The 24,969-nt window shown below is 56.5% G+C and carries 21 protein-coding genes; 8 read left to right on the top strand and 13 right to left on the bottom strand.

Annotation, left to right across the window (positions count from 1 at the left end):
• Positions 1 to 305 precede the first annotated feature (305 nt).
• Positions 306 to 650 carry a YejG family protein gene (locus ACMYSN_RS22780; protein ID WP_123755175.1) on the top strand — a complete coding sequence of 115 codons (345 nt, stop codon included), beginning with the start codon at positions 306 to 308 and terminating at the stop codon, positions 648 to 650.
• Positions 651 to 653: 3 nt separating this feature from the next.
• Here the strand turns inward: ACMYSN_RS22780 and yejF are convergent, their stop codons facing one another.
• From yejF to ACMYSN_RS22825, 9 genes are all read right to left on the bottom strand, one after another.
• Positions 654 to 2,243, bottom strand: coding sequence for an ABC transporter ATP-binding protein (gene yejF, locus ACMYSN_RS22785; RefSeq protein WP_462496260.1), 1,590 nt, complete (start codon positions 2,241 to 2,243; stop codon positions 654 to 656).
• Between the two features lies 1 nt (position 2,244).
• The gene (locus ACMYSN_RS22790) at positions 2,245 to 3,270 is read right to left on the bottom strand and encodes an ABC transporter permease family protein (protein ID WP_462496261.1); all 1,026 of its coding nucleotides are present in this window, start codon (positions 3,268 to 3,270) and stop codon (positions 2,245 to 2,247) included.
• Positions 3,270 to 4,364 carry a microcin C ABC transporter permease YejB gene (locus ACMYSN_RS22795; protein ID WP_462496262.1) on the bottom strand — a complete coding sequence of 365 codons (1,095 nt, stop codon included), beginning with the start codon at positions 4,362 to 4,364 and terminating at the stop codon, positions 3,270 to 3,272. The genes ACMYSN_RS22790 and ACMYSN_RS22795 overlap by 1 nt, the downstream gene beginning before the upstream one ends.
• Positions 4,365 to 4,373: 9 nt before the next feature.
• Complete coding sequence (locus ACMYSN_RS22800; protein ID WP_462496263.1) at positions 4,374 to 6,179, bottom strand: extracellular solute-binding protein; 1,806 nt, start codon at positions 6,177 to 6,179, stop codon at positions 4,374 to 4,376.
• Positions 6,180 to 6,249: 70 nt separating this feature from the next.
• Positions 6,250 to 7,812 carry a cyclic di-GMP phosphodiesterase gene (locus ACMYSN_RS22805; RefSeq protein ID WP_462496264.1) on the bottom strand — a complete coding sequence of 521 codons (1,563 nt, stop codon included), beginning with the start codon at positions 7,810 to 7,812 and terminating at the stop codon, positions 6,250 to 6,252.
• Positions 7,813 to 7,995: 183 nt separating this feature from the next.
• Complete coding sequence (gene mepS, locus ACMYSN_RS22810) at positions 7,996 to 8,568, bottom strand: bifunctional murein DD-endopeptidase/murein LD-carboxypeptidase (protein ID WP_462496265.1); 573 nt, start codon at positions 8,566 to 8,568, stop codon at positions 7,996 to 7,998.
• 425 nt (positions 8,569 to 8,993) lie between these two features.
• Positions 8,994 to 9,701: a phosphatase PAP2 family protein gene (locus ACMYSN_RS22815; protein WP_462496266.1), complete on the bottom strand. Its 708-nt coding sequence runs from the start codon at positions 9,699 to 9,701 to the stop codon at positions 8,994 to 8,996.
• Positions 9,702 to 9,743: 42 nt separating this feature from the next.
• A complete protein-coding gene (locus ACMYSN_RS22820) occupies positions 9,744 to 10,721 on the bottom strand; it encodes a CobW family GTP-binding protein (RefSeq protein ID WP_462496267.1) in 978 nt (325 codons plus the stop codon).
• A gap of 121 nt (positions 10,722 to 10,842) precedes the next feature.
• Positions 10,843 to 12,309 carry a mannitol dehydrogenase family protein gene (locus ACMYSN_RS22825; RefSeq protein ID WP_462496268.1) on the bottom strand — a complete coding sequence of 489 codons (1,467 nt, stop codon included), beginning with the start codon at positions 12,307 to 12,309 and terminating at the stop codon, positions 10,843 to 10,845.
• Between the two features lie 206 nt (positions 12,310 to 12,515).
• On the opposite strand from ACMYSN_RS22825, the gene uxuA reads away from it, so the two are divergent.
• Positions 12,516 to 13,706, top strand: a complete 1,191-nt coding sequence (gene uxuA, locus ACMYSN_RS22830) for a mannonate dehydratase (protein WP_123755165.1) — start codon at positions 12,516 to 12,518, stop codon at positions 13,704 to 13,706.
• Positions 13,707 to 13,783: 77 nt separating this feature from the next.
• On the opposite strand, the gene yeiP is transcribed toward uxuA, so the two are convergent.
• The gene (gene yeiP / locus ACMYSN_RS22835; RefSeq protein WP_039079953.1) at positions 13,784 to 14,356 is read right to left on the bottom strand and encodes an elongation factor P-like protein YeiP; all 573 of its coding nucleotides are present in this window, start codon (positions 14,354 to 14,356) and stop codon (positions 13,784 to 13,786) included.
• A gap of 148 nt (positions 14,357 to 14,504) precedes the next feature.
• Between yeiP and ACMYSN_RS22840 the strand changes: the two genes are divergently transcribed.
• On the top strand, positions 14,505 to 14,759 hold the full coding sequence (locus ACMYSN_RS22840) for a YkgJ family cysteine cluster protein (RefSeq protein WP_123755164.1): 255 nt from the start codon (positions 14,505 to 14,507) through the stop codon (positions 14,757 to 14,759).
• On the opposite strand, the gene setB is transcribed toward ACMYSN_RS22840, so the two are convergent.
• Positions 14,756 to 15,937 (bottom strand): MFS transporter, encoded by a 1,182-nt coding sequence (setB, locus tag ACMYSN_RS22845; RefSeq protein WP_462496269.1) that lies wholly within the window; start codon positions 15,935 to 15,937, stop codon positions 14,756 to 14,758. The two genes, ACMYSN_RS22840 and setB, sit on opposite strands and share 4 nt — an antisense overlap.
• Positions 15,938 to 16,268: 331 nt before the next feature.
• Between setB and fruB the strand changes: the two genes are divergently transcribed.
• From fruB to fruA, 3 genes are read left to right on the top strand one after another with little or no spacing between them, the layout of a single operon-like run.
• Positions 16,269 to 17,399, top strand: coding sequence for a fused PTS fructose transporter subunit IIA/HPr protein (gene fruB / locus ACMYSN_RS22850; protein ID WP_123755162.1), 1,131 nt, complete (start codon positions 16,269 to 16,271; stop codon positions 17,397 to 17,399).
• Positions 17,400 to 18,338 (top strand): 1-phosphofructokinase, encoded by a 939-nt coding sequence (gene fruK, locus ACMYSN_RS22855; RefSeq protein WP_123755161.1) that lies wholly within the window; start codon positions 17,400 to 17,402, stop codon positions 18,336 to 18,338.
• 16 nt (positions 18,339 to 18,354) lie between these two features.
• A complete protein-coding gene (gene fruA / locus ACMYSN_RS22860; protein WP_462496270.1) occupies positions 18,355 to 20,046 on the top strand; it encodes a PTS fructose transporter subunit IIBC in 1,692 nt (563 codons plus the stop codon).
• Between the two features lie 102 nt (positions 20,047 to 20,148).
• Here fruA and nfo read toward each other — a convergent pair whose 3' ends face one another.
• Both nfo and ACMYSN_RS22870 read right to left on the bottom strand, forming a co-directional pair.
• Positions 20,149 to 21,006, bottom strand: a complete 858-nt coding sequence (nfo, locus tag ACMYSN_RS22865) for a deoxyribonuclease IV (protein WP_123755159.1) — start codon at positions 21,004 to 21,006, stop codon at positions 20,149 to 20,151.
• Between the two features lie 93 nt (positions 21,007 to 21,099).
• Complete coding sequence (locus tag ACMYSN_RS22870) at positions 21,100 to 22,149, bottom strand: YeiH family protein (protein ID WP_462496271.1); 1,050 nt, start codon at positions 22,147 to 22,149, stop codon at positions 21,100 to 21,102.
• A gap of 180 nt (positions 22,150 to 22,329) precedes the next feature.
• On the opposite strand from ACMYSN_RS22870, the gene yieE reads away from it, so the two are divergent.
• Together yieE and lysP are read left to right on the top strand one after the other, a co-directional pair.
• Positions 22,330 to 23,196: a DNA-binding transcriptional regulator YeiE gene (gene yieE / locus ACMYSN_RS22875; RefSeq protein ID WP_434669859.1), complete on the top strand. Its 867-nt coding sequence runs from the start codon at positions 22,330 to 22,332 to the stop codon at positions 23,194 to 23,196.
• A gap of 191 nt (positions 23,197 to 23,387) precedes the next feature.
• Positions 23,388 to 24,857: an amino acid permease gene (gene lysP, locus ACMYSN_RS22880; RefSeq protein ID WP_462496272.1), complete on the top strand. Its 1,470-nt coding sequence runs from the start codon at positions 23,388 to 23,390 to the stop codon at positions 24,855 to 24,857.
• Positions 24,858 to 24,969 lie beyond the last annotated feature (112 nt).

Consider the following 24,969-nt stretch of genomic DNA (forward strand, 5'->3'; position numbering starts at 1 on the left):
CCCTTTTTTGATGCACATCAAGCACGATGAGCTTCATTCTTCTGTGATTTGTTTCTTTTATGTAAAATCAATTAGTGTAAAAAGTCGCATTGTTGCGATAAAAAAGTTGTTTTGGATCACAGAAACGGGTACATATAGCCCCGATCTGTTTCCGCAGCGAAACTATAAAGTTCTGGATTATAAGTCGTTAGCCCTGGTGTAATGCGGGTGTAAACGTTTTCTATGCGGATGCAGGACTATTTGTCAACAATGTGTTAATATTGATGTAAATTTATTGTGAAGCATTTTGCTTCCGGGGAAACTAAGTGAATACACAGCAACTCTCTATCGTACACCGTCTGCCGCAGAGCTATCGTTGGCTCGCCGGTTTTGCGGGTTCAAGAGTTGAACCGATTCCGCAAAACGGCGCACAGAGCGAAAACAGCCTCGTTGCGTTGAAGCTGCTCAGCCCGGATGGCGAGAAGGCGTGGCCGGTTATGCATAAGCTCAGCCAGGCGCTCAGCGATATCGAAGTGGATTGTTCCATCGTTGAATGTGAAGGCGAACCGTGTCTGTTTGTGAATCTGCAGGACGAGTTTGCGGCAACCTGTCGACTGAAAAATTTCGGCGTGGCGATCGCTGAACCTTTCTCGGGTAACAACCCATTCTGACCTTCAGCCCAGCGCCAGAAGCTGGCGGGTATACGCCTGCTGCGGAGCGGTAAACACGCGTTCGCACTCTCCCTGCTCGACAATCTCCCCATGCCTGAGCACCATCACCTGATGACATAACGTGCGCACAACGCGCAGATCGTGGCTGATAAAAATATAGGCCAGCCGGTGCTTTTTCTGTAATGCTTTCAGCAAGGTCAGAATTTGCGCCTGAACGGTCTTGTCCAGTGATGAGGTCGGTTCATCCAGCACGATAAGCTGGGGTTTCACAATCAGCGCCCGGGCGATGGCAATACGCTGACGTTGGCCGCCGGAAAACTCGGCGGGGTAGCGAAAACGCGTTTGCGGATCGAGCCCGACTTCCTGCATCGCCTGTACCACCGCTTGTTCACGCGCGCTCGCGGTTAACGTTGGCTGGTGGACGCGCAGCCCTTCCTCAATAATCTGCAAGACGTTCAACCGGGGATTCAGCGATGAGTTGGGATCCTGGAAGACGATCTGCATGCGCCGACGTAACGGCAGCATCTGCCGACGAGTGCGCCCCTGTAAGGTCTCGCCGGCGAAAACGATCCCCCCCTCAGAGGCGATAAGACGCAGCAGCGCCAGACCGGTGGTGCTTTTCCCTGAGCCGGATTCACCCACCAGTCCGAGCGTCTCTCCGGCCCGCAGCTGGAAGTTGAGCGCGTTGACTACCCGGTTATGATCGACCACCCGGCGGAGGATCCCTTTGCGCACCGGGAACGCGACGCTCAGGTCGTTGGCCTGAAGCACCAGCGGCGCATCGGCGGCCAGCGGCACCGGATGACCGGAAGGTTCGCTATCCAGCAGGCGTTGAGTATACGGATGCGCAGGGGCGGCAAACAGGCTGCGGCAGTCGTTCTGTTCGACGCAGTGCCCGTGCTGCATCACTGCGACGCGGTCGGCCAACTGGCGGACAATGCTTAAGTTATGGGTAATAAACAGCAGACCCATATTGAGTTCGTTTTTCAGCTCACGCAGCAGCTGCAGAATTTGCGCCTGCACCGACACATCCAGCGCGGTGGTTGGCTCGTCGGCAATCAACAGCTCCGGGCGGGTAAGCAGCGCCATGGCAATCATCACCCGCTGGCGCTCGCCGCCGGAAAGCTGATGTGGGTAGTCGGCCAGCCGACGCAGAGGCTGGCGGATCCCTACGCGATCGAGACAGCTGAGGATCTCCCCCCGCGCTGCTTCTTTACGCATCCCGCGATGCAGAGACAGCACTTCATAGAGCTGCTTTTCCAGGGTGTGCAGCGGATTGAGTGACACCATCGGCTCCTGGAAAATCATCGCAATGCGGTTGCCGCGGACCTGGCTCAGGGTGCGTTCATCGGCGTGCAGCAGCGATTGCCCGTGAAAGCGAATGTCGCCCCCGGGATAGCTGACCGGCGGCGCAGGAAGCAGGCGAAGCACCGACAGGGCGGAGACGCTTTTACCGGAGCCGGATTCGCCGACCAGCGCCAGGGTTTCACCAGCGGCAATCTGCAGCGAGAGGTCGCTGACGACAACGTTGATTTTCCCTTGCTGGCGAAAGGCGATGGACAGGTGGTCGATCTCTAACAACGGCTGGGTCATGTTATACCGCCTTACCAGGATCGAAGGCGTCACGGACGGCTTCACCAATGAAAATTAATAACGTTAATAGCACCGCCACCGACAGAAACGCGGCGATACCCAGCCACGGCGCCTGCAGATTGTTTTTGCCTTGCAGCAGCAGTTCCCCCAGTGAAGGCGAGCCTAACGGCAGGCCGAAGCCGAGGAAATCCAGCGAGGTCAGGGTGGTGATGGAGCTGCACAGGATAAACGGCAGGAAGGTCAGGGTCGCCACCAGCGCGTTGGGCAGCATGTGGCGCCAGATGATATGGCGATCGCTGACCCCCAGCGCCTGGGCGGCACGGATGTAGTCATAGTTACGGGTACGCAGAAACTCCGCGCGCACGACGCCTACCAGCGTCATCCAGCCAAACAGCACGGTAATGGCCAGCAGCCACCAGAAGCCTGGCTGTACCACGCTGGAGAGTAAAATAATCAGGAACAGGGTTGGCATCCCCGACCACACTTCAATAAATCGCTGCCCCCAGAGGTCGATCTTTCCGCCGTAGTAGCCCTGTATCGCCCCAGCCAGCACCCCCAGCACGCTGGAGAAAAAGGTCAGCATCAGGCCGAACAGCAGCGAGATCCGCGTGCCGTATAAAATCCGGGCCAGCACATCGCCGCCGTTGGCATCGGTCCCCAGCCAGTTGCGTGCCGAGGGCGGTGAAGGGAAGGGGGCGTCGCTGGCGAAGTTGATGGTGGTGGCGCCAAAATGGACCGGCGCCCACAGGACCCAGCCGTTGTCATGCAACTGTTGTTGTAGCCACGGGTCCTGATAGTCGGCGGCGGTGGCGAAAGGGCCGCCAAAGGTGGTTTCGCTGTAATTTTTGAGGGCCGGTAGGTACAGGCTGCCGCGATACTGCACCAGCAGGGGGCGGTCGTTGGCAATCAGCTCCGCGCAGAGGCTACAGACAAACAGCAATAAAAACAGCCACAGCGAGACGTAGCCGCGACGATGCTGGCGAAAGCGCGCCCAGCGGGCCTGATTAGCAGGGGTCAGAAAAGACATCAGCGGCCCTCAAAATCAATGCGGGGATCGACCAGCGTATAGCAGATATCACTGACAATATTCAGCAGCAGGCCGATCAGCGTAAATATGTACAGCGTCCCGAACATCACCGGGTAATCGCGGGAGACGGTCGCTTCGTAGCCCAGCAGCCCCAGACCATTGAGGGAGAACATCACCTCAATCAGCAGCGAGCCGGTAAAGAACATACTGATAAACATCGCCGGGAAGCCGGCGATCACCAGCAGCATCGCGTTGCGGAACACGTGGCCCCATAGAATACGTTTTTCACTGACCCCTTTGGCCCGGGCGGTGACGACATACTGCTTGCGGATCTCATCCAGAAAACTGTTTTTGGTCAGCATGGTCAGCGCCGCAAAACCGCCGATGACCGTTGCCAGCACCGGCAGCGTAATATGCCACAGATAGTCGAGGATCTTTTGGTACCACGACAGGCTGTCGAAGTTGGCCGATACCAGCCCGCGCAGCGGGAAGAGATCGAAATAGCTGCCACCGGCGAAGACCACGATCAGCACAATGGCGAACAGAAACGCCGGGATGGCATAGCCAATTATCATCAGCGTGCTGCTCCAGATATCGAAGCGGCTGCCGTTATGCACCGCTTTACGGATCCCAAGCGGGATCGACACCAGATAGATAATCAGCGTGCTCCACAGGCCGAGGGTGATGGAGACCGGCAGGCTGTTTTTAATCAGCTGTAAAACCGATGCGCTGCGAAACAGGCTGTCGCCAAAATCGAAACGCAGATAATCGCCGAGCATTTTCAGGTAGCGCTCGTGGAGCGGTTTATCGAAGCCGTAGCGGCGGGTGATTTCGGCAATCACCTCCGGGTCCAGGCCGCGTCCGCCGCGATAATGCCCTTCGCTGATATTGCTGACGCCGGTGCGCGCGTGGCTGGCGGTCATGCCGCTTTCTCCGGCCCCCGGTAAGCCGCCGCGATTGTCAAATTCGATGGCGGAAATGGCCTGATCGACCGGGCCGCCGGGGGCAATTTGCACAATAAAAAAGTTGATCGTGATGATCGCCCACAGGGTGGGGATAATCAGCAGTAACCGGCGGATCAGGTATGCGCCCATCGTGATTCCTTACCGTCTGTCCGCGGGCAGTTTTGCCGCTTTGTTGTCGTCATACCACCAGCTATCAAACCCGTACGAGTAAACGGGACGCGTCTGCGGGAACGAGAATTTATTCCAGTAGGCCGTTCTGTCCTGCGCCATATACCACATCGGCAGCATGTAATAGTTCCAGGTGAGCACCCGGTCCAGCGCGCGTCCCAGCGGCAGCAGCTTCTGTTTATTGCCCTGCCAGCGGATGATCTGCGCAATCAGTTGGTCCACTTCCGGGCTCTGGACGCCCGGGGCGTTGTAGCTGGAGTGAATATACGATGAATCCCAGGAGATTTGCAGGTCAGTGCCGGGCCATGGCGTCGCGCGCCAGACGTTAGGCATCATGTCGTAATCGCGGCTGCGTCGACGGTTAGTGTACTGCGAATTATCAACCTGGCGAATATCCATGGTGATCCCCAGGCGCTGGAGATTATGCCGGAACGGCAGCACCCAGCGATCGTTGCTGCCGGAGGAGAGCAGCAGTTCGAAGCGCAGCGGTTTACCGGTGACTGCATTGACCCGCCGCTGGTTTTTGACTACCCATCCGGCCTGGTTCAGCAGGGCATCCGCCTGCAGCAGGTTGGCGCGGTCGAACCCATCGCCGCTGGAGCGTGGCGGTTGATAAACGGTGGTGAAGACCTCCGGCGGCAGCGCTTTTTTCATCGGCGTCAGCAGGGCAAGCTCTTCGGCGTCAGGCGGCTGACGGGCGGCGTATTCGGTATTCTGGAAGTAGCTGTTGCTGCGGCTGTAGGCGCTATAGAACAGCGCCTTGTTCATCCATTCGAAATCGAAGGCGAGGGTCACCGCCTGGCGGACCCGGCGGTCGCTGAAGACCGGGCGCTGGATATTAAACGCCAGCCATTGGGTGTCCTGCGCCGAGGTATTCTGGTAGGTATCTTTGACGATATAGCCCTGGGTAAAGTTGCGCCCGACGTAACGGGTGGCCCAGTTTCTGGCGACGGCCTCTTCGCGCCGGTCGACGGCCCCGGCCTTAAAAGCCTCAAAGGCGACGTTATCGTCGAGATAATAGTCGTAGCGCAGGGTGTCAAAATTCCAGCGCCCGCGGTTCACCGGAAGATCGGCCGCCCAGTAGTTTTTGACCCGCGAGTAGACAATGTATTGCCCCATCCGCCAGTCGGTAATGCGGTACGGGCCGCTGGCCAGCGGCGGCGTGGAGAGCGGATCGCTGAGCTTATGCTGACGCCAGAATGCCTCCGGCATCACCGGCAGGGTCAGCAGGCCCAGCATGTTTTCTTTTCCGGGCTGCCCGAGCGTGATGCGCACGGTGCGCGGGGCAATAGCCTCTACGCTCGTCCCCTTGTAGAACAAGCGAAACTGCGGCACCCCTTCGGTCATAAATTTGTGGAAGGTAAAGGCGACATCGCTGGCGCTAATCGGGCTGCCATCATGAAAGCGGGCGTGGGGATTGAGGGTGACCTCCATCCACGAGAAATCGTCGGCGTAGCGGGCGCGCTCGGCAATGAGCGGGTAATAGCTGCCGGGTTCGTCGTCGGAGGTGGTGAACAGCGTATCGTACAGAGCCTCGGTGCGGACACCTGGGTTACCGCGTAGCGCGTAGCGGTTGAAATTGTCGAAGGTGCCGATGGCGGCATTGACGATAGTGCCTCCCTTCGGTGCCGCCGGGTTAGCGTAATCGAAGTGGCTAAAATCGTCGCGGTACTTCGGTTCACCAATGATCGAGAGCGTGCTGCTCTCTTGAATAGTTTGCGCTCGGCTGTTCAGGCTCAGCAGGGTCAGGAATACCAGGCAGACGCGGACAAACATAACCAGATTCTTATCCTTAGTGAGCAGGCCAGATGCTGGCCTGCCTGCAGAGTGGCATCATAAGGGAAGGCTAGCGGTTGGCAAAATATTTTGCCGGTTCGTCATGCGCTTCCAGCAGCATTTCCAGCGAAATCGGGCGGCTCAGCCAGTAGCCTTGCAGGTAGTGTACCCCCTGCTTGCGGAGCCACTCGGCCTGTTCCGGCGTTTCGACCCCTTCAGCAACGGTCAGGAGCTTCAGGCGCCTGCTCAGGGTCAGGACGGCGTCCAGCACCGGCGAGGTGACGGTTTCGGTCCCGATAGCCTGCACAAAGCCGCGGTCGATTTTCAGGTAGTCAAAGTTATAACGCTCAAGATAGATCAGCGCGCTGTGCCCGGTACCAAAGTCATCGATCGCAATTTCAAAACCCTGCTCATGCAGCCAGTCAAATATCGCCAGCGATTTGTTTTTATCGATCATCGCCCGTTCGGTTATTTCCAGCACCACATTGAAGTGGTTGGCGGGCATGGCGGCGGCAAACTGGCGGAGGTCGTCCTGAAAGCCATCGGCATGGAGGTGGGCAGGGGAGATGTTAAGCCCAAGCTTGGTTCCTGCCGGCAGGATCGTTTTCAGCGTTGGCGCGTCACGGGCGATCAATGAGAACAGATGATGGGTGAGCGGAACGATCATTTGCTGGGTTTCGGCGAGGTTAATAAATACGTCCGGGGGGATCTCTCCGCCTATCGGATGTCGCCAGCGCATCAGCACTTCGACACCGCTGATATGCAGGGTATCGGCTTTCACCACCGGCTGGTAAACAATATAAAACTGGTTTTTGTTAATCGCCGTCTGCAGCTCTTTTCGTGGGTCGGAGCGCAACGTGAGAATGTAGTAACCAATCAGCCCCGCTAGCAGGCCGCTAACCATTCCCAGCAGAAGGGCAAACTGCATATTCTCCGACAGCCAGCTGTTGGCATAGAGATAGACCTTCAACGGCAGGCCTTTTATTTCCAGCTGGCGAATGGGTTGCGTTGACATGGTCTTTGGGTCAACGAGGCGGTTGTTAAAGGTGGTCAGGGCGAGGTTATTCACGACCAGTGCAATACCGCTGAAATCATCCTGACGGGCGGTATAGAGAAAATAGGGGAGCAGGTTGGTATTGACGGAGACGAATACGTCATCATTTCCACCGTGCGGGCTGCGTATCCACAGGGCCAGCGCGGCGCTCTTCGGCATCATGGGCGTTCCTGGCAGGAGCTGCATGTCTACCGGTTTACTGATATCCAGCCTCGGAATCAGCTCCGTCAGCGGCGAGTCCATCGGCCCGGTGGCGGAAGAGCAGAAGGCCTTGCCATCTTTGACCAGCAGAAAAGCGCGAACGTTTGGGCTGAAGGCCGCTTTGGCGGTCAACCCGGAGGCGATATTTTCACAGTTCTGGTCAACCAGCGGCTGCAGGTCGGCAATGGTCTTGTTGAGGTCGTGAAAATAATTCGTCAGAAAGACGCTGATGTTATCGATGACGCTGTCAAAGCGCTCAGATCGACTGTGGTAAATCGCCATAAACTGAATGCTGCCGGCGAGCAGGGCGGCGATGATTCCAATGAGTATGCTGTTCAGCCAGATGTTCCGTCGGGGCGATAGATAACGGGTAAGCATAGCCTGTAGTCTGTCCGTGTTAATGAGTCACGCCAATGGGTTGATAGAAAATACTTTTTCTATCGTCACTAAATAGAGATAGCCTATATTGCGGCGTTTACCGGTAAATGGGCAAAAAAAAACACTGCCACAGCAGTGTTTTTTATCTGAACGTCAGCCAAGGGTAACTGACGGCAGAAGAGATTACGAGCGGCTCAGAACTCGACGCGCTTCGTTATAGCGCTTTTTCCAGTAAGGTTCGTTCATGCTGGAGATGGTCACACCGCTGCTGGTGGAAGCATGTACGAACTGATCGTTACCGATATAAATGCCTACATGACGACCCGTTGACCCTGCGCGGAACAGCACTAAATCACCGGTGCGCAGCTGAGAACGTGAAATCGACTTGCCGGAATCTTGCTGCTCAGAGGTCGAGCGCGGCAGTTCCAGACCAAATTGTTCGCGGAAGGTACGCTGTACAAACGCGGAACAATCAATACCCTTACGGGTGCTGCCGCCGAGGCGGTAACGCACGCCTTTCCAGCTGGCATACTGGTCCATCAACTTGGTCTTAACGTTCAAGTTGCTGACCATCTTTTCAAATTCATCCTGAGAAGCTTGCAGTGATGATAAATCGCCACTACCCACAGCATGCGTCTCAGAATGCATATTCTTCGCGGTACTACTTGTCGAACTACAGGCAGAAAGCAACACTGCCACTGCTATTGCGGGAACCACCCGCAAGATATATCTCAAAATCGGCTGAGATTTGACCATGTTGTTTGTTTTCCCTTGTTGTCCTTAACGACAATGTCGTTATAAAAAATGCCAAACGTGTTAGAGCCTAAATACCTGCCAGCAATGAGACAATTCCTTAAATCCAAATTTGTGGGATAACGCACAAATTTAATTTTGAGCCAGAATATATTGCTGAAAAGGCAAAACGAGAACGAGATTACCCTATCAACCGGGGGATGGCGAGTGGTTTTGCGCGATTTCTTATAAGAAATTTTGCGTCTAAAAGTGAATCATCGGGAAAGCGCAAAATAGCGTCAATGACGGGTAAAAAATATGCAATTACTTCTTTTGTAAGATGATTAATGTGACACGAAGATGACCATCACGACAAAAAGTGGCAAAAGCCGATAAGGGGACCGAGAACGATCCCTTATGGATAATATTAATAATTTGTAACGGTTGGGTTAATTTTCACCCTTTTTACCCGGCAGCGTGCGATCAAACCAGCCCACCAGAATATCGCTTAATGGTGTCAACAGAACCCAGGGGGCACCAATCAGCAGGGCGGTTAATGAGCCAACGGCAATATCGGTAAACCAGTGGGCGCCAATCATCACCCGCGGGAAGGCGAAAATAACAAAAATAGCGAGCGCAATCGCCAGTGCCCGGCGGCCAAAATAGCGCCACATAAAGGCGGCGAATATCAGCAGCATCATTCCGTGGTCACCGGGGAAACTGTCTTTCGACGCGTCTTTGGTCGGGAAAGAGACGACATCGCTGACTTTCACAATTCCGCTGAACGACAGGGAAGGGCTGGCGCGTTTAACCGGCATCAAATGCTGCGCCAGCTGGTTAATAATCACCGCGGAAAGCAGCATCACCAGGCCGATAATCACGATCCGGCGGCGCCCGGCGCTCTGCTCTTTCAGCCAGAAGCTGAGCATCAGGCAGCCCATTGCCAGCAATGAGCAGCCATCGAAGGCGCGGTTATTGATGATCGCCAGCAGCCAGGCCCAGGCGTGGTTGGTCCCCACACTCTGGTTAAAGAAGTGGAAGATAGCGGAGTCCAGCGGAAACCAGAAACCGTGATTCGCGGGCAGATACCACGATAAAAACAGGGCGAAGCCGGCAGCGTTCAGCAGCAGGATCAGGGGTAATCGATTTTTTAACATAACGGTCGCGAGTTGTGTAAAACGGCGGAAAACATAACCGCCTTAACTTAAACGAAGTTTCAACAAAGAGGCTTGTAACGCGTTCCAGTCGGCCTCGGAAGCACTAATGAGCTCTATTCGGCTATCCGGCGGTGCGACGTTTTGGGTCTCAATATGCAGGTCAAGCCCCTGGCGATTGATACGGACCAAACCTTCCGCAATGCGTAACACGCCCTTCACGCGCTCAACCGGCGCCAGGCGCGCCCACTCCAGCAGCCCAATGGTGTCAAAGGTGGTCTCGGCATCAAAGATCCAGCCGCAGGCCTGATAGCCCTGGCCGCTGTTGAGGCTGCGCCGCCAGCGCTGGTGCGCCGGCAAGCTCAACGCGCCCAGGCCCTTTGTGGCGCCGTGGCTGTGCGCATGTTCGGCGCTGGTCGGCAGCGGGGCAACATTATGCCGTGGGAGGTCCAGCAGCGCCGGGTCGATGTTGCCTTGCGTCGCCGTGACGTGCAGACGTTCACCGCCATAGTCCTGCCACCAGGCCTGAAAGGCCTGTTCGCTGTCTGCCGTCATGCGGTCCGTTTTATTGCTGATGATAATGTCAGCCGCGGCAAGCTGATCGCGGAAATTATCATTCGCCAGCACTTTGCTATCGAGCAGCTGACGGGGATCGAGGACGCACAGCGTTGCCCGAAGATCGATCCATGGTTCGTAGACGGCGGCGGTGAGGATATCGAGAATTTGTTTAGGGTGGCCAAGCCCGGTGGGCTCAATCAGCAGACGATCCGGTTTTCCCTGGCGTAGCAGGGTGTTCAGCCCAACCTGCATCGGCAGGCCGTTGACGCAGCACATGCAGCCGCCGGGGATCTCTTTGAGTAGCGCACCGCTTTCGGCCAGCAAGGCCCCGTCGATACCCACTTCGCCAAACTCATTAACCAGCACGGCCCATTTTTCATCTGCAGGCTTATGGGCCAGCAGATGAAGAATCGAGGTCGTCTTACCGCTGCCGAGAAACCCCGTGATCAAGTTTGTTTTGGTCACATTTTCTCCAGGACGCAAATGTAATGTTGTAACAGTTACGACTATCCTGACGAAAAAATGACGAAAAGAGAAGAGGAAGGGCGGGCAGAAAAAAATTCTGCCCGCTAAACAGCAGAAATTGTTAAATCTGCACTAGCGTAGCGATGGCCTGGCGAGCGCCAGAAACCGACAGCTGGTGCCAGGCGGCGCTAATGTCAGCGACAAACTGCGCATTGCGCGGCAGATCGCGGCCAAAGATCTCTTCCAGCGAGAGCAGGGCGTTAACACGCTCCTCCTCGCAACTGCCGGCGACCAGGGCCTGAATCTTCTCCGCCAGCGGGTCACGAACATCAATAGCCTGACCGGCATCGTCCACGCCGCTGACGTAGCGCATCCAGCCGGCGACACCAAGCGCCAGTAACGGCCACTGACTGCCGCGCTCAAGATGCACGCGAATGCCGTCCAGCATGCGCTGTGGCAGCTTCTGGCTGCCGTCCATCGCAATTTGCCAGGTGCGATGTTTCAGCGCCGGGTTGGCAAAGCGGGCGATCAGGCTGTCGGCATAGGCCGTCAGGTCAACGTTTTCGATGGTCAGCGTCGGCGCCTGTTCATCAAGCATTAAGCGGCGAGCGGCGGTGCGCAGGACTTCATCCTGCATACAGTCGCTGATATGCGCGTGGCCTGCCAGGTAGCCAAGATACGCAAGGAACGAATGGCTACCATTGAGCATCCGTAGCTTCATCTGTTCCCACGGCAGAACATTGTCGGTCATCTGCACGCCGGCGGTTTCCCACGCCGGGCGACCGGCAACGAAGTTGTCTTCGACGACCCACTGAATAAACGGCTCACAGCTGATGGCGCAAGGATCTTCTACCCCCAGCGCGGCGCGGATTTCAGCCAGCGACTCGTCGGTGGCGGCAGGCACGATACGGTCCACCATGGTACCGGGGAAGCTGACGTGTTCAGCAATCCACTGCGCCAGTTCCGCGCTGCGCTTTTGCGCCATGCCGAGGACGGCATTTTTAACGACGTGGCCGTTATCAGGAATATTATCGCAGGAGAGCACTGTAAACGGCGCCAGGCCTCGTTCACGACGGCGCGACAGCGCTTCGACCAGAATGCCCGGGACCGACTGCGGCAGCGTCGGGTTTTCCAGATCGTGAATAATCCGCGGCTGTGTCAAATCCAGTGAACCCGTCGCGGGGTCAATGCAGTAGCCTTTCTCGGTGATGGTCAGCGAAACGATAGCCACCTGCGGCTCGCAGAATTTCTCAATAATGGCGGGCAGCGAGTCCAGTTTGGCGTTCAGGCATTCGTGAACCGCGCCCACGACAATCGGCTGATTGCCTGCGGCCCCTTTTTCCAGCACGGTGAACAGGTGGTCCTGCTGGCGAAGCTGGCTCATTAGCTTATCGCCACTGAACAGACTAATTTCACAGATCCCCCAGTCTCCGCCACCGGCGTTGAGTACCCGATCCGTTAGCAGGGCCTGGTGCGCGCGGTGAAAGGCGCCAAAACCAAAGTGCACAATACGCGAACGCAGCTGGCTGCGATCATACTGAGGAAGTTGCACGTTTTCTGGCAGCGTAGCTGTCGCAATAGTCGTCATTCTTTATACACCTGATTAACCAATGATTAACAAGGTCAGTGTAAAGTTATATGACAACAAATTAAATTGGTAAGCCGTATTTATCCGCTTAGTGTGAGCTGGATCAATCAATCCAGCGGGATTCATTGATCCTTTACAATAAGCATGTATGGTAGTCGTCATTGACGTTGAGATTATTGGTATAACAACTTTGAGAGGGCATAGCGATGGAGCAAACCTGGCGTTGGTATGGACCGAACGATCCGGTATCGCTTGATGATGTACGACAGGCGGGCGCAACTGGAGTTGTCACCGCACTGCACCATATTCCTAACGGTCAGGTCTGGCCGGTTGAAGAAATTCAACAGCGGAAGGCGCTGTTGGCGGAAAAAGGGCTGACCTGGTCAGTCGTTGAAAGCATTCCGGTACACGAAGAGATTAAGACCCATAGCGGGCAGTGTGCGACCTGGATTGCCAACTACCAGCAGAGCATTCGCAACCTCGCGGCCTGCGGGATTGATACCGTATGCTACAACTTCATGCCGATTCTCGACTGGACGCGTACCGATCTGGAATACCAGTTGCCGGACGGCTCGAAAGCGCTGCGTTTTGACCAAATCGCCTTTGCGGCATTTGAGCTGCATATCCTTAAGCGTCCCGGAGCCGAAGCAGATTACAGCGAAGAAGAGCAGCGCCAGGCGCAGGCCCGATTTGCGGCGATGAGCGCGGCGGAAATCGACAAGCTGACCCGTAACATCATTGCCGGTTTACCGGGCGCTGAAGAGGGCTATACCCTCGACCAGTTCCGCGCGCGTCTGGCGGAATACGATCATATTAATAAAGCGCAGCTGCGCGATAACATGGCCGTGTTCCTGCGGGCCATCGTGCCGGTGTGTGAAGAAGTGGGCGTACGGCTGGCCGTTCACCCGGACGATCCGCCGCGTCCGATCCTCGGCCTGCCGCGTATCGTCTCGACCATCGAAGATATGCAGTGGCTGAAAGAGACCGTGGACAGCATCAACAACGGCTTTACGATGTGTACCGGTTCTTACGGCGTGCGTGCCGATAACGATTTGGTGAAAATGGTCGAAACCTTCGGCGACCGTATCCACTTTACGCATCTGCGTTCAACCTGCCGCGAAGAGAACCCAAAAACCTTCCATGAAGCGGCGCACCTGACCGGTGACGTCAACATGGTGGCGGTGGTGAATGCGATTCTGAGCGAAGAGCTGCGCCGTAAACGCGCCGGCGATCTGCGTCCGATCCCGTTCCGTCCGGATCACGGTCACCAGATGCTGGACGATCTGCGTAAGAAAACTAACCCAGGTTATTCGGCGATTGGCCGTCTGAAAGGGATGGCGGAAGTACGCGGCGTTGAGCTGGCGCTGAAGATGACTAAATACCCGGAACTGCTGTAATTTCAGCACCCGGGAAATCAAAAGGACAGCCTGAGGCTGTCCTTTTTGCTATGGGGACTGTGCGGCGCCGGAGGTGGTTAGTCAGCGCGGCCCATATAGCGGCTTTCTTCGATATGGATACGAATTTTCTCGCCGGTGGTCAGGTATTCCGGAACCTGAATCACCAGGCCGGTGCTCATGGTCGCCGGTTTGGTGCGTGAGCTGGCGGAAGCGCCTTTAATGCCCGGTGCCGTTTCGACGATTTCCAGGTCCACGGTCTGCGGCAGTTCCAGTGCCAGCAGCTGGCCATCCCAGGTCAGAACCTGCATGTCAGGCATGCCGCCTTCCGGAATGAACAGCAGCTCTTCTTCAATCTGCTCTTTGGTGAAGGTGTACGGCGTGTAATCTTCTTTATCCATAAACACGTACTCGTTGCCATCAACATAAGAGAAGTCAACGAAGCGACGGGTCAGGGTCACGGTATCGACGATATCGTCGCCTTTGAAGCGCTCTTCCACTTTCAGGCCGGTACGTACGTCAGAGAAACGCATTTTGTACAGCGTTGCTGCGCCACGGGCGCTCGGTGACTGAATATCGATATTCTTCACAATCAGCAGCTTGCCGTTGTAATTCAGCACCATACCTTTTTTAATTTCATTCGCTCTTGGCATTGCAGTAATCCTGTGACTTAACGGTTCAAAAAATATCGCGTAAAACTACTCGTGCCGGGCCTTTCAGGCAAGAGGAATTCGCGAGTTTTGCTATCTCCGGATAAAACGTTTAGGCTGAGCCGTGAACCGCAACATCAAGAGAATCATTATGGAATGTCGTATCGATTGCGGTGCCTGCTGTATCGCCCCTTCCATCTCATCGCCCATCCCCGGAATGCCTGACGGCAAACCAGCAAACACCCGCTGTGTTCAGCTGTCGTCCGACAACCTGTGCAACATCTTTACCTCGCCATTAAGGCCAAAAGTGTGCGCCAGCCTCCAGCCCGCGCGCGAGATGTGCTCGACCAGCCGTGAGGCGGCGATGACCTATCTTTTGCAGCTCGAAGCGAGCACCGCGCCTTAAACGTCTTTAATCCGCCACAGGCAGACCAGCGAAGCCACGCCCATGCCGAGAGCTATCCAGAATACCGCGTGATAGCTCCAGATTTCCGCCACTACACCGGCCAGTGAACCGGCGATAATCCAGCCAACGCGGGTGGTATTGGTATACAGCGTGGTGGCGGCACCGGCCTGGCCTGGCATCAGGTCCTGGAAATAGAGCATGCCAATCCCGGCAAGAATGCCGATGAAGATTGCGTTCAGCGCCTGCATCGCCAGCAGTAACACCGGGGTGTCCACCAGCAGCATACCGACGTAAAACAGGATCCCCGCCACCGCCGCGAGGCGCATCAGAAAACGCTTACCAAAGCGCCTCGCGTAATAGCCGGCGATCAGCATGGTCGGTATCTCCAGCCCGGCGGCGGTCCCCATCATCAAGCCGGCCAGCTTCTCGGACAGATGCAGCTCATTAATGATGTAGAGCGGCATATTAATAATGTACAGGCTGTTAATGCCCCACATTAAGGTGCAGACGCTGAACAGCAGCAGCGCATCGCGACGGTGGGTGCGTGGCGCTTCCAGATGGCCCACCACCGCCTGTTTCTCTTTGCGCATGCTGGGCAGAAACCACCAGACCATCGCCGCGCAGACCACAAAGGCGACGGCGGCGCAGAGATACATCACGGTAAAGCCAAACCCCATCGCCAGCGCGTAGGCCAGCGGCGGGCCGATAACCCATGCCAGGGAGACCTGGGCGCGCAGAATCGAGCTGAACATCACCGCTTCACGGCCGGTTTTATCGGCATGTTCACGGGCAAGGGCGAACATCTGCGGGTTGGCGGTGGAGCCGAAGCTGCTGAGGAACACGCCGACAAACAGCAGAATAAAGTAGTTGCGGTTCCAGGCGAACAGCAGGCAGGCGAGGATCCCGAGCATACAGCAGACGACGATGAGCTGCTTACGATCGCCCTGGCGGTCCGAGCGTCCGGCGAGAAACTGGCTGACCATAATCCCGATGACCGCGCTGCCGGTAAAAAAGAAGCCAACCATCGCCGGGCGGACATGCACCTCATTGGTCAGGAACAGGCTCAGGGTCGGCGTTTGTAGGGCGCCTGCAATGCCCGTCAGGAAGGCGACAATCAGGAAGGCTGAGGAGGTTAAATCGAACCCACGACGAGGGAGGGCGGTGCTACTGTTTTGCATGTGCGGCTATCTGTGTGGGTGAGAGCAGCGGAGTTTACGCCGCGCCTCAGAAAATGAACAGTAGTATGGTATCAAAAAATAAAAAGCAGTTTCAAATTAGGCGCTTCAGCAAAATGCTGAAGCCGGGCTAAATTCCAGACCATGGCTTCAGCAAAAATGTGCAGTAGCTCTAAATTCTGTTATCAGGATGCTAACAGAACTTGCGCGGTGGGTAAGAAAGGTACAGACTCATTGAAACGTTTCAGCGTCATCGGGAATATCTCTGTCAGGAAGATGGCGCTTTTTTTCTCAAAGCAGCTGAAACGATTCAACTCAGCAGGAGAGGAGAACCATGTTCCAGTTATCTGTGCAGGATATTCATCCCGGCCAGCAGGCCGGTAATAAAGAAGAGGCAATTCGTCAGGTTGCAGCCGCGCTGGTCAGCGCAGGTAACGTGGCGGAAGGTTACCTCAACGGGATGCTGGCTCGCGAGCAGCAGACCTCCACTTTCCTTGGCAACGGCATTGCTATCCCACACGGGACGACCGACACCCGCGACCAGGTGCTGAAAACCGGCGTACAGGTTTATCAGTTCCCGCAGGGCGTGGCCTGGGGCGAAGGGCAGACCGCCTACGTGGCAATCGGCATTGCCGCCAGCTCCGATGAGCATCTCGGTCTGCTGCGTCAGCTGACGCACGTGCTAAGCGATGATTCGGTGGCCGAGCAGCTTAAGTCAGCGACCACCGCTGAAGAGCTGCGCGCCCTGCTGATGGGTGAAAAGCAGAGCGAAGTGCTGAAACTGGATAACGACACGCTGAGCCTCGATATCGTCGCCAGCGACCTGATGACCTTACAGGCGCTGAACGCCGCGCGTCTGAAAGAAGCCGGCGCCGTTGACGCGTCCTTTGTCAGCCGCACCATTAATGACAAGCCGTTGAACCTTGGTCAGGGCATCTGGCTGAACGACAGCGCGGAAGGTAACCTGCGCAGCGCGGTTGCGGTAAGTCGTGCCGCCAACGCATTTACCAGCGATGAGCAGCCGGTTTCCCTGTTGATCACCGTGGCGATGGCCGATGAACAGCCTACTGCGGTGCTGAACCGCCTGAGCAATCTGCTGATCGACAAAAAAGCTGACCGTCTGCTGACATCCGATGGCGCAACCCTGCTGGCGTTGCTGACCAGCGATGACGCCATTGCCGACGACGTGCTGAGCGCCGAATTTGTGGTGCGTAATGAGCACGGGCTGCATGCCCGTCCAGGCACCATGTTAGTGAACACCATCAAACAATTTTCCAGCGACATTACCGTCACTAACCTCGATGGTTCCGGCAAGCCGGCCAACGGCCGCAGCCTGATGAAAGTCGTGGCGCTGGGTGTGAAGAAAGGTCACCGTCTGCGCTTTACCGCGCAGGGTGAGGATGCGCAACAAGCGCTGGATGCGATTGGCGAAGCGATCGCCGCAGGCCTTGGGGAGGGCGCATAAATGAGCAGACGTGTAGCAACAATTACTTTAAACCCGGCATATGACCTGGTGGGTTTTACGCCGGAAATTGAACGCGGCGAAGTGAACCTGGTTCGTACCACCGGCCTGCATGCTGCCGGTAAAGGCATCAACGTGGCGAAAGTGCTGAAAGATCTCGGCATTGACGTCACCGTCGGGGGCTTCCTCGGCAAAGACAATCAGGATGGTTTTCAGCAGCTGTTCAGCGAGCTGGGCATTGCCAACCGTTTCCAGGTGGTGCAGGGCCGTACCCGTATCAACGTCAAGCTGACGGAAAAAGATGGCGAAGTGACCGATTTTAACTTCTCCGGCTTTGAAGTCACCCCGGCCGACTGGGAACGCTTCGTTAATGATTCTCTGAGCTGGCTGGGTCAGTTCGATATGGTCTGCGTCAGCGGCAGCCTGCCGTCCGGCGTCAGCCCGGAAGCCTTCACCGACTGGATGGTGCGCCTGCGCAGCCAGTGCCCGTGCATTATCTTTGATAGTAGCCGTGAAGCGCTGGTCGCCGGTCTGAAAGCCGCGCCGTGGCTGGTGAAACCGAATCGTCGCGAACTGGAAATCTGGGCTGGCCGCAAGCTGCCGGACATGAAAGATGTGATTGACGCGGCCCATGCGCTGCGCGAGCAGGGGATTGCCCATGTGGTTATCTCCCTTGGCGAAGAGGGCGCGCTGTGGGTTAACGCCTCCGGGGAATGGATCGCGAAACCGCCTTCAGTGGAAGTGGTCAGCACCGTGGGTGCCGGCGATTCCATGGTAGGCGGCCTGATCTACGGTCTGCTGATGCGTGAATCCAGTGAACATACTTTACGCCTGGCGACCGCCGTGGCGGCACTGGCGGTCAGCCAGAGCAATGTTGGTATTACCGATCGTACCCAGTTGGCCGCAATGATGGCGCGCGTCGACTTAAAACCCTTTAATTAACAGCAGGAGAGGCATAATGAAAACGCTGCTGATTATTGATGCCGGACTTGGCCAGGCCCGCGCCTATATGGCGAAAACCCTGCTGAGCACCGCCGCGACTAAAGCGCACCTTGAACTGACAGACAACCCGAACGATGCCGAACTGGCGATCGTCCTCGGTACCGCGTTGCCGGCCGACAGCTCGCTGAACGGTAAGCAGGTGTATCTCGGTGATATCAATCGCGCCGTGGCACACCCTGAACTGTTCCTCAGCGAAGCAAAAGGTCATGCGACCACCTATACCGCACCGGCCACGGCGGCGCTGCCGGCGGCAACCGGCGGTGCAAAACGCATTGTGGCCATTACGGCCTGTCCGACCGGCGTTGCGCACACCTTTATGGCGGCTGAAGCCATTGAAACCGAAGCCAAAAAACGTGGCTGGTGGGTCAAAGTCGAAACCCGCGGTTCCGTGGGCGCCGGCAATGCGATTACTCCAGAAGAAGTCGCGCAGGCGGATCTGGTCGTTGTGGCTGCCGACATTGAAGTGGACCTGGCGAAATTTGCCGGTAAGCCGATGTATCGCACAACCACCGGCCTGGCGCTGAAGAAAACCGCGCAGGAGCTGGATAAAGCGGTTGTGGAAGCGAAACCGTACCAGCCTTCGGGCCAGGGCAGCCAGCAGGCTGACTCGGCGAAGAAAGAGGGTGGCGGCGCCTATCGTCACCTGCTGACCGGCGTGTCCTATATGCTGCCGATGGTGGTGGCCGGCGGTCTGTGTATCGCGCTCTCCTTCGCCTTTGGTATCAAAGCCTTTGAAGTCAAAGATACTTTGGCAGCCGCGCTGATGCAGATTGGCGGTGGTTCAGCCTTTGCGTTGATGGTGCCGGTACTGGCAGGCTTTATTGCCTTCTCGATTGCTGACCGTCCTGGCCTGACGCCGGGCCTGATCGGCGGTATGCTGGCGGTCAGCGGCGGTTCCGGTTTTATCGGCGGGATCATCGCCGGCTTCCTTGCCGGTTACGTTGCAAAACTGATCAGCACCAAATTAAAACTGCCGCCGAGCATGGAAGCGCTGAAGCCGATCCTGATCATTCCGCTGGTTTCCAGCCTGATCGTCGGCCTGGCGATGATCTACCTGATTGGTAAACCGGTTGCCGGCATTCTGGCAGGCCTGACCCACTGGCTGCAAACGATGGGTACGGCGAACGCCGTCCTGCTGGGCGCTATCCTTGGGGCAATGATGTGTACCGATATGGGTGGCCCGGTGAACAAAGCAGCCTACGCTTTCGGTGTTGGCCTGTTGAGTACCCAAACTTACGCCCCGATGGCGGCCATTATGGCTGCCGGTATGGTGCCACCGCTGGCGATGGGTATCGCGACGCTGGTTGCCCGTAATAAGTTTGATAAGGGTCAACGTGAAGGCGGTAAAGCGGCACTGGTACTGGGTCTGTGCTTTATCTCTGAAGGGGCGATTCCGTTCGCTGCCCGTGACCCGATGCGCGTCCTGCCATGCTGTATCGTTGGTGGCGCGGTGACGGGTGCCATCTCCATGGCGATTGGTGCCAAACTGATGGCGCCGCACGGCGGTCTGTTTGTGCTACTGATCCCTGGCGCGATTACCCCGGTGCTGGGTTACCTGCTGGCGATTATCGCCGGTACCCTGGTGGCCGGTCTGTCTTACGCCGTGGTGAAACGTCCGGAAGTTCAGGCAGTCGAAAAAGCGGCCTGAGTCGTCGACAGATGAACCGCTAAAACAAAAAAGCAAAGGGCCGATAGTTCGGCCCTTTTTTTGATCCTGCTGGTCTGCGCCCTCGAAGGGGAGCGGCGATAATCAGGCTGAAGCTTCTTCCGTCTGCTGCGCCCGCAGCCAAGCAATCTCTTCCGCCCAGATATCCGGGTTAATGGTTTCCAGAATCAGCGGGATGCCGTCAAACCGGTTGTCCTGCATGATCCAACGAAACGCGTCGTGACCAATGTTGCCTTCACCGAGGCTGTGGTGGCGGTCAACGCGGCTGCCGAAGGCGCTTTTGGCATCGTTAAGGTGCATGCCGCGCAGATAGCGGAAGCCGACAATGCGCTCGAAGTCAGCAAAGGTCTTCTCACACTCCTCGGCGCTGCGCAGGTCATAACCGGCGGCAAAAGCGTGGCAGGTATCAATGCACACCCCGACGCGGGATTTATCTTCGACACCGTCGATGATGGCCGCGAGATGTTCAAACTTAAATCCGAGGTTGCTGCCCTGGCCGGCGGTGTTTTCAATCACCGCGGTGACCCCTTCGGTTTTAGCCAGCGCAATATTAATCGACTCGGCGATACGCGCCAGACACTCGTCTTCCGGGATCTGCTGCAGGTGGCTGCCGGGATGGAAATTGAGGAGCGTCAGCCCGAGCTGCTGGCAGCGGCTCAGTTCATCAATAAAGGCATCGCGGGATTTTTCCAGCGCGTCGGCCACCGGGTGACCGAGGTTAATCAGGTAGCTGTCGTGGGGCAGGATTTGACCAGGACCAAAGCGGTATTTTTCGCAGGCGGCTTTGAATTCAGCAATGGTCTCGTCGCTCAGCGGAGCGGCTCGCCATTGGCGTTGGTTCTTGGTGAACAGCGCGAAAGCCGTTGCTTCAATCTCGGCGGCGCGAATGGCAGCGTTGGCCAACCCGCCTGAGGCACTGACGTGCGCTCCAATATATTTCATAAAAAAACTCCAGTTAAGCCGCTGGGGGGAGGGTAATGATAGCGGCTTAACTGAAGAGTTACATCAATGAATGATGATGGACAGGTGCTGGGGTTATGCCATCAGGCTGTGAACCCCCAGGTTGATAACGCCGCCACCGACAATCAGCCAGACGAACAGCATCAGGGCCATCAGCAGCGGTTTGGCACCGGCTTTTTTCAGGGCGCTAACGTGAGTGGTCAGTCCCAGAGCCGCCATCGCCATCGCCAGCAGCACGGTGTCGAGGGTGACCAGCATGTCGACGACCGCTTTTGGTAGCAGGTGGAAGGAGTTAAACACCGCTACCAGGATGAACAGGATGGCAAACCACGGAATGGTGATTTTGCTTTTTTCACCATGACCTTCCGGTGCCAGTTGTTTCACCCGTGCTGCCAGGAACAGCAGGAACGGAGCCAGCATCATCACGCGCAGCATTTTGGCAATCACCGCCGCGTTTTCCGCATCCGGGCTGATGGCGTGACCTGCAGCAACTACCTGCGCCACTTCATGCATGGTCGACCCCATATAGATGCCATAGGCTTCTGGTGTGAACCAGTGCGCCAGCATCGGGTACATCGCCGGGTAGAGGAAGATGGCCAGGGTACCAAAAATCACCACCGTCGCCACCGCTACGGTCACTTTACTGGCTTCGGCTTTCACCACCGGTTCGGTTGCCAGAATCGCCGCCGCACCGCAGATGCTGCTGCCGGCACCAATCAGCCAGCTGGTATGTTTGTCCAGACCGAAAATCTTCTGCCCGAGGAAGCAGGCGATAAAAAAGGTGCTGGTCAATGTCAGCACATCAATGGTGATCCCGCTGACGCCCACGTCGGCAATCTGGGCGAAGGTCAGGCGAAAACCGTATAAAATAATACCGAGACGTAACAGGTACTGTTTGGCGAAGATGACGCCGCCGTCGCAGGACTGCCAGAGCTTAGGATAAATCGTATTACCGATAACCATACCGAAGAGGATGGCCAGCGTCAGCGCGCTGAAACCGGCGCCCGCGATAGCGGAAAAACTGCCTGCCCACAGCGCGGCGCCGGTCAGTACGGCGGTGAGCGCCAGTCCAGGGGTAAAGTGCCACAAGGTGCGATGTTTAGTCGGTAAAGTGAATGCTGTCATAACCTTCTCCTTTGTCTGGCTAAAAGGTTACGCCGCGCTGGTTTAAAAATAAAATTGATTATATATTTATAATCAATCGGAATAAGTGGTAAATACGGACTTTCGCGGTCCAGAATGTTATTTTCCCCAGGTTACGTCGGGTTATCGGATACTCGCGCTGGAAGACGGGCAGGATGAGTTATGCATATCACGTTACGACAGCTGGAAGTGTTTGCTGAGGTGCTTAAGAGCGGTTCAACCACCCAGGCCTCGCAGATGCTGGCGTTGTCGCAGTCGGCGGTCAGCGCCGCCCTGACCGATCTGGAAGGGCAGCTAGGAGTGCAGTTGTTCGACCGCGTAGGGAAGCGGCTGGTGGTGAACGAACACGGGCGGCTGCTCTACCCGCGGGCGTTAGCGCTTCTGGAGCGCGCCATCGAGATAGAAGAACTGTTTCGCGGCGACAACGGCGCGATTCGGGTTTATGCCAGTAGCACCATCGGTAACTATATCCTGCCGGAGATCATCGCCCACTACCGTCGCGATTTTCCCGACCTGCCTCTCGAGCTGAGCGTGGGGAATAGCCAGGACGTAATCAATGCGGTCGCCGATCTGCGGGTGGACATCGGGCTTATCGAAGGTCCCTGCCATGCGGCAGATATTATTGCCGAGCCGTGGCTGGAAGATGAGCTGGTGGTGTTCGCCGCCCCGGACTCGCCGCTGCTGCAGGGCGAGGTCACGTTGCAACGTCTGGCAGAAGCGCCGTGGATTTTGCGTGAGCATGGCTCCGGCACGCGCGAGATCGTCGACTACCTGCTGCTGTCGCATTTGCCAGCATTTCATCTGGGGATGGAGCTGGGGAACTCGGAGGCTATCAAGCACGCCGTGCGTCACGGACTTGGCATCAGCTGCCTTTCCCGGCGGGTTATCGCCGAGCAACTGGAGGTCGGGTCACTGGTGGAGCTGACGGTGCCGCTGCCGAATCTGACCCGCACGCTGTGGCGGATTCACCATCGGCAAAAGCATATTTCCAAGGCATTACAACGTTTTCTGCATTACTGCCAGGTGTAAATCACCGGCCAGGTATGGCTTCATTATCGTGAGGGAGCGAGGGGGGATCGCTGGCAATTCCGGGGATTAGTGCTTTACTAATAATTTATGATCGATCATGAAGCTCTCTTATAACTTCGCATTTGTACCGGATAGAACCCGGATCGTCTGCTACAATCGCGCCTCGTTTTTTGGATGGATAGCATTTTCACATGGTTTCGGATACTAAAACCACAGAAGCGCCCGGCTTACGCCGTGAATTAAAGGCGCGCCACTTGACCATGATCGCAATCGGCGGTTCCATCGGTACAGGTCTTTTCGTTGCATCTGGCGCAACGATTTCTCAGGCAGGCCCAGGCGGCGCTCTGCTCTCTTATATCTTAATCGGTCTGATGGTCTATTTCCTGATGACCAGCCTTGGCGAACTGGCGGCATATATGCCGGTCTCCGGTTCCTTCGCGACCTACGGTCAAAACTACGTTGAAGAAGGCTTTGGCTTCGCGTTGGGCTGGAACTACTGGTACAACTGGGCCGTCACCATTGCCGTTGACCTTGTAGCTGCACAGCTGGTGATGAGCTACTGGTTCCCGGATACCCCCGGCTGGATCTGGAGCGCGCTGTTCCTCGGGATTATGTTCCTGCTGAACTGGATCTCGGTGAAAGGGTTTGGCGAAGCGGAATACTGGTTCTCGCTGATCAAAGTTGCCACCGTCATTATCTTTATTATTGTCGGCGTGATGATGATCGTCGGTATCTTTAAAGGTGCGGAGCCTGCGGGCTGGAGCAACTGGGCGATCGATGATGCGCCGTTTGCCGGTGGTTTCGCGGCGATGATCGGCGTGGCGATGATTGTCGGCTTCTCGTTCCAGGGCACCGAACTTATCGGCATTGCGGCCGGTGAGTCTGAAAACCCGGAGAAGAACATTCCGCGCGCGGTGCGGCAGGTGTTCTGGCGTATCCTGCTGTTCTATGTGTTCGCGATTCTGATCATCAGCCTGATCATTCCGTATACCGACCCAAGCCTGCTGCGTAACGACGTGAAAGACATTTCCGTCAGCCCGTTCACCCTGGTGTTCCAGCACGCGGGGCTGCTGTCAGCGGCGGCAATCATGAACGCGGTCATCCTGACGGCGGTGCTGTCGGCGGGTAACTCGGGAATGTATGCCTCAACGCGTATGCTCTATACCCTGGCCTGTGATGGTAAAGCGCCGCGTATTTTCTCAAAGCTCTCCCGTGGCGGCGTGCCGCGCAATGCGCTGTATGCGACGACGGTGATTGCGGGGCTGTGCTTCCTGAGCTCGATGTTCGGTAACCAGACCGTCTATTTGTGGCTGCTCAACACCTCGGGCATGACGGGCTTTATCGCCTGGCTGGGGATTGCCATCAGCCACTATCGTTTCCGCCGCGGCTACGTGCTGCAGGGTCACGATCTGAACGACCTGCCATATCGTTCAGGATTCTTCCCGCTGGGGCCGATCTTCGCCTTCGTGCTGTGCCTGATCATTACCCTGGGCCAGAACTATGAAGCGTTCCTGAAAGATACCATTGACTGGGGCGGTGTGGCGGCAACCTATATCGGTATTCCGCTGTTCCTGGTGATCTGGTTTGGTTACAAGCTGGCAAAAGGCACCCGTTTCGTCCGCTATAGCGAAATGAAGTTCCCGCAGCGCTTTAAAGGCTAACGCCCGGCAAAACGCGGGGCAGTGGTGATAAAACCCTCTTTTATAAGAGGGTTTTTTTACGCTCGTCATAACTTACAAACTGATACAATTCTCCATAATTTTATTGATAATG

It is taken from the genome of Klebsiella sp. R445 (assembly GCF_051131755.1).
GTDB classification, from domain to species: domain Bacteria; phylum Pseudomonadota; class Gammaproteobacteria; order Enterobacterales; family Enterobacteriaceae; genus Klebsiella; species Klebsiella lignicola.

Bases quoted from the DNA above. Each gene is read 5' to 3' on its own strand.
- yejF (WP_462496260.1), bottom strand. From the start codon at position 2,243: ATGACCCAGCCGTTGTTAGAGATCGACCACCTGTCCATCGCCTTTCGC.
- yieE (WP_434669859.1), top strand. From the start codon at position 22,330: ATGCATATCACGTTACGACAGCTGGAAGTGTTTGCTGAGGTGCTTAAG.
- mepS (WP_462496265.1), bottom strand. From the start codon at position 8,568: ATGGTCAAATCTCAGCCGATTTTGAGATATATCTTGCGGGTGGTTCCC.
- ACMYSN_RS22790 (WP_462496261.1), bottom strand. From the start codon at position 3,270: ATGTCTTTTCTGACCCCTGCTAATCAGGCCCGCTGGGCGCGCTTTCGC.
- ACMYSN_RS22800 (WP_462496263.1), bottom strand. From the start codon at position 6,179: ATGTTTGTCCGCGTCTGCCTGGTATTCCTGACCCTGCTGAGCCTGAAC.
- uxuA (WP_123755165.1), top strand. From the start codon at position 12,516: ATGGAGCAAACCTGGCGTTGGTATGGACCGAACGATCCGGTATCGCTT.
- fruK (WP_123755161.1), top strand. From the start codon at position 17,400: ATGAGCAGACGTGTAGCAACAATTACTTTAAACCCGGCATATGACCTG.
- nfo (WP_123755159.1), bottom strand. From the start codon at position 21,006: ATGAAATATATTGGAGCGCACGTCAGTGCCTCAGGCGGGTTGGCCAAC.
- ACMYSN_RS22870 (WP_462496271.1), bottom strand. From the start codon at position 22,149: ATGACAGCATTCACTTTACCGACTAAACATCGCACCTTGTGGCACTTT.
- ACMYSN_RS22805 (WP_462496264.1), bottom strand. From the start codon at position 7,812: ATGCTTACCCGTTATCTATCGCCCCGACGGAACATCTGGCTGAACAGC.
- yeiP (WP_039079953.1), bottom strand. From the start codon at position 14,356: ATGCCAAGAGCGAATGAAATTAAAAAAGGTATGGTGCTGAATTACAAC.
- ACMYSN_RS22840 (WP_123755164.1), top strand. From the start codon at position 14,505: ATGGAATGTCGTATCGATTGCGGTGCCTGCTGTATCGCCCCTTCCATC.
- fruA (WP_462496270.1), top strand. From the start codon at position 18,355: ATGAAAACGCTGCTGATTATTGATGCCGGACTTGGCCAGGCCCGCGCC.
- ACMYSN_RS22795 (WP_462496262.1), bottom strand. From the start codon at position 4,364: ATGGGCGCATACCTGATCCGCCGGTTACTGCTGATTATCCCCACCCTG.
- lysP (WP_462496272.1), top strand. From the start codon at position 23,388: ATGGTTTCGGATACTAAAACCACAGAAGCGCCCGGCTTACGCCGTGAA.
- setB (WP_462496269.1), bottom strand. From the start codon at position 15,937: ATGCAAAACAGTAGCACCGCCCTCCCTCGTCGTGGGTTCGATTTAACC.
- ACMYSN_RS22815 (WP_462496266.1), bottom strand. From the start codon at position 9,701: ATGTTAAAAAATCGATTACCCCTGATCCTGCTGCTGAACGCTGCCGGC.
- ACMYSN_RS22825 (WP_462496268.1), bottom strand. From the start codon at position 12,309: ATGACGACTATTGCGACAGCTACGCTGCCAGAAAACGTGCAACTTCCT.
- fruB (WP_123755162.1), top strand. From the start codon at position 16,269: ATGTTCCAGTTATCTGTGCAGGATATTCATCCCGGCCAGCAGGCCGGT.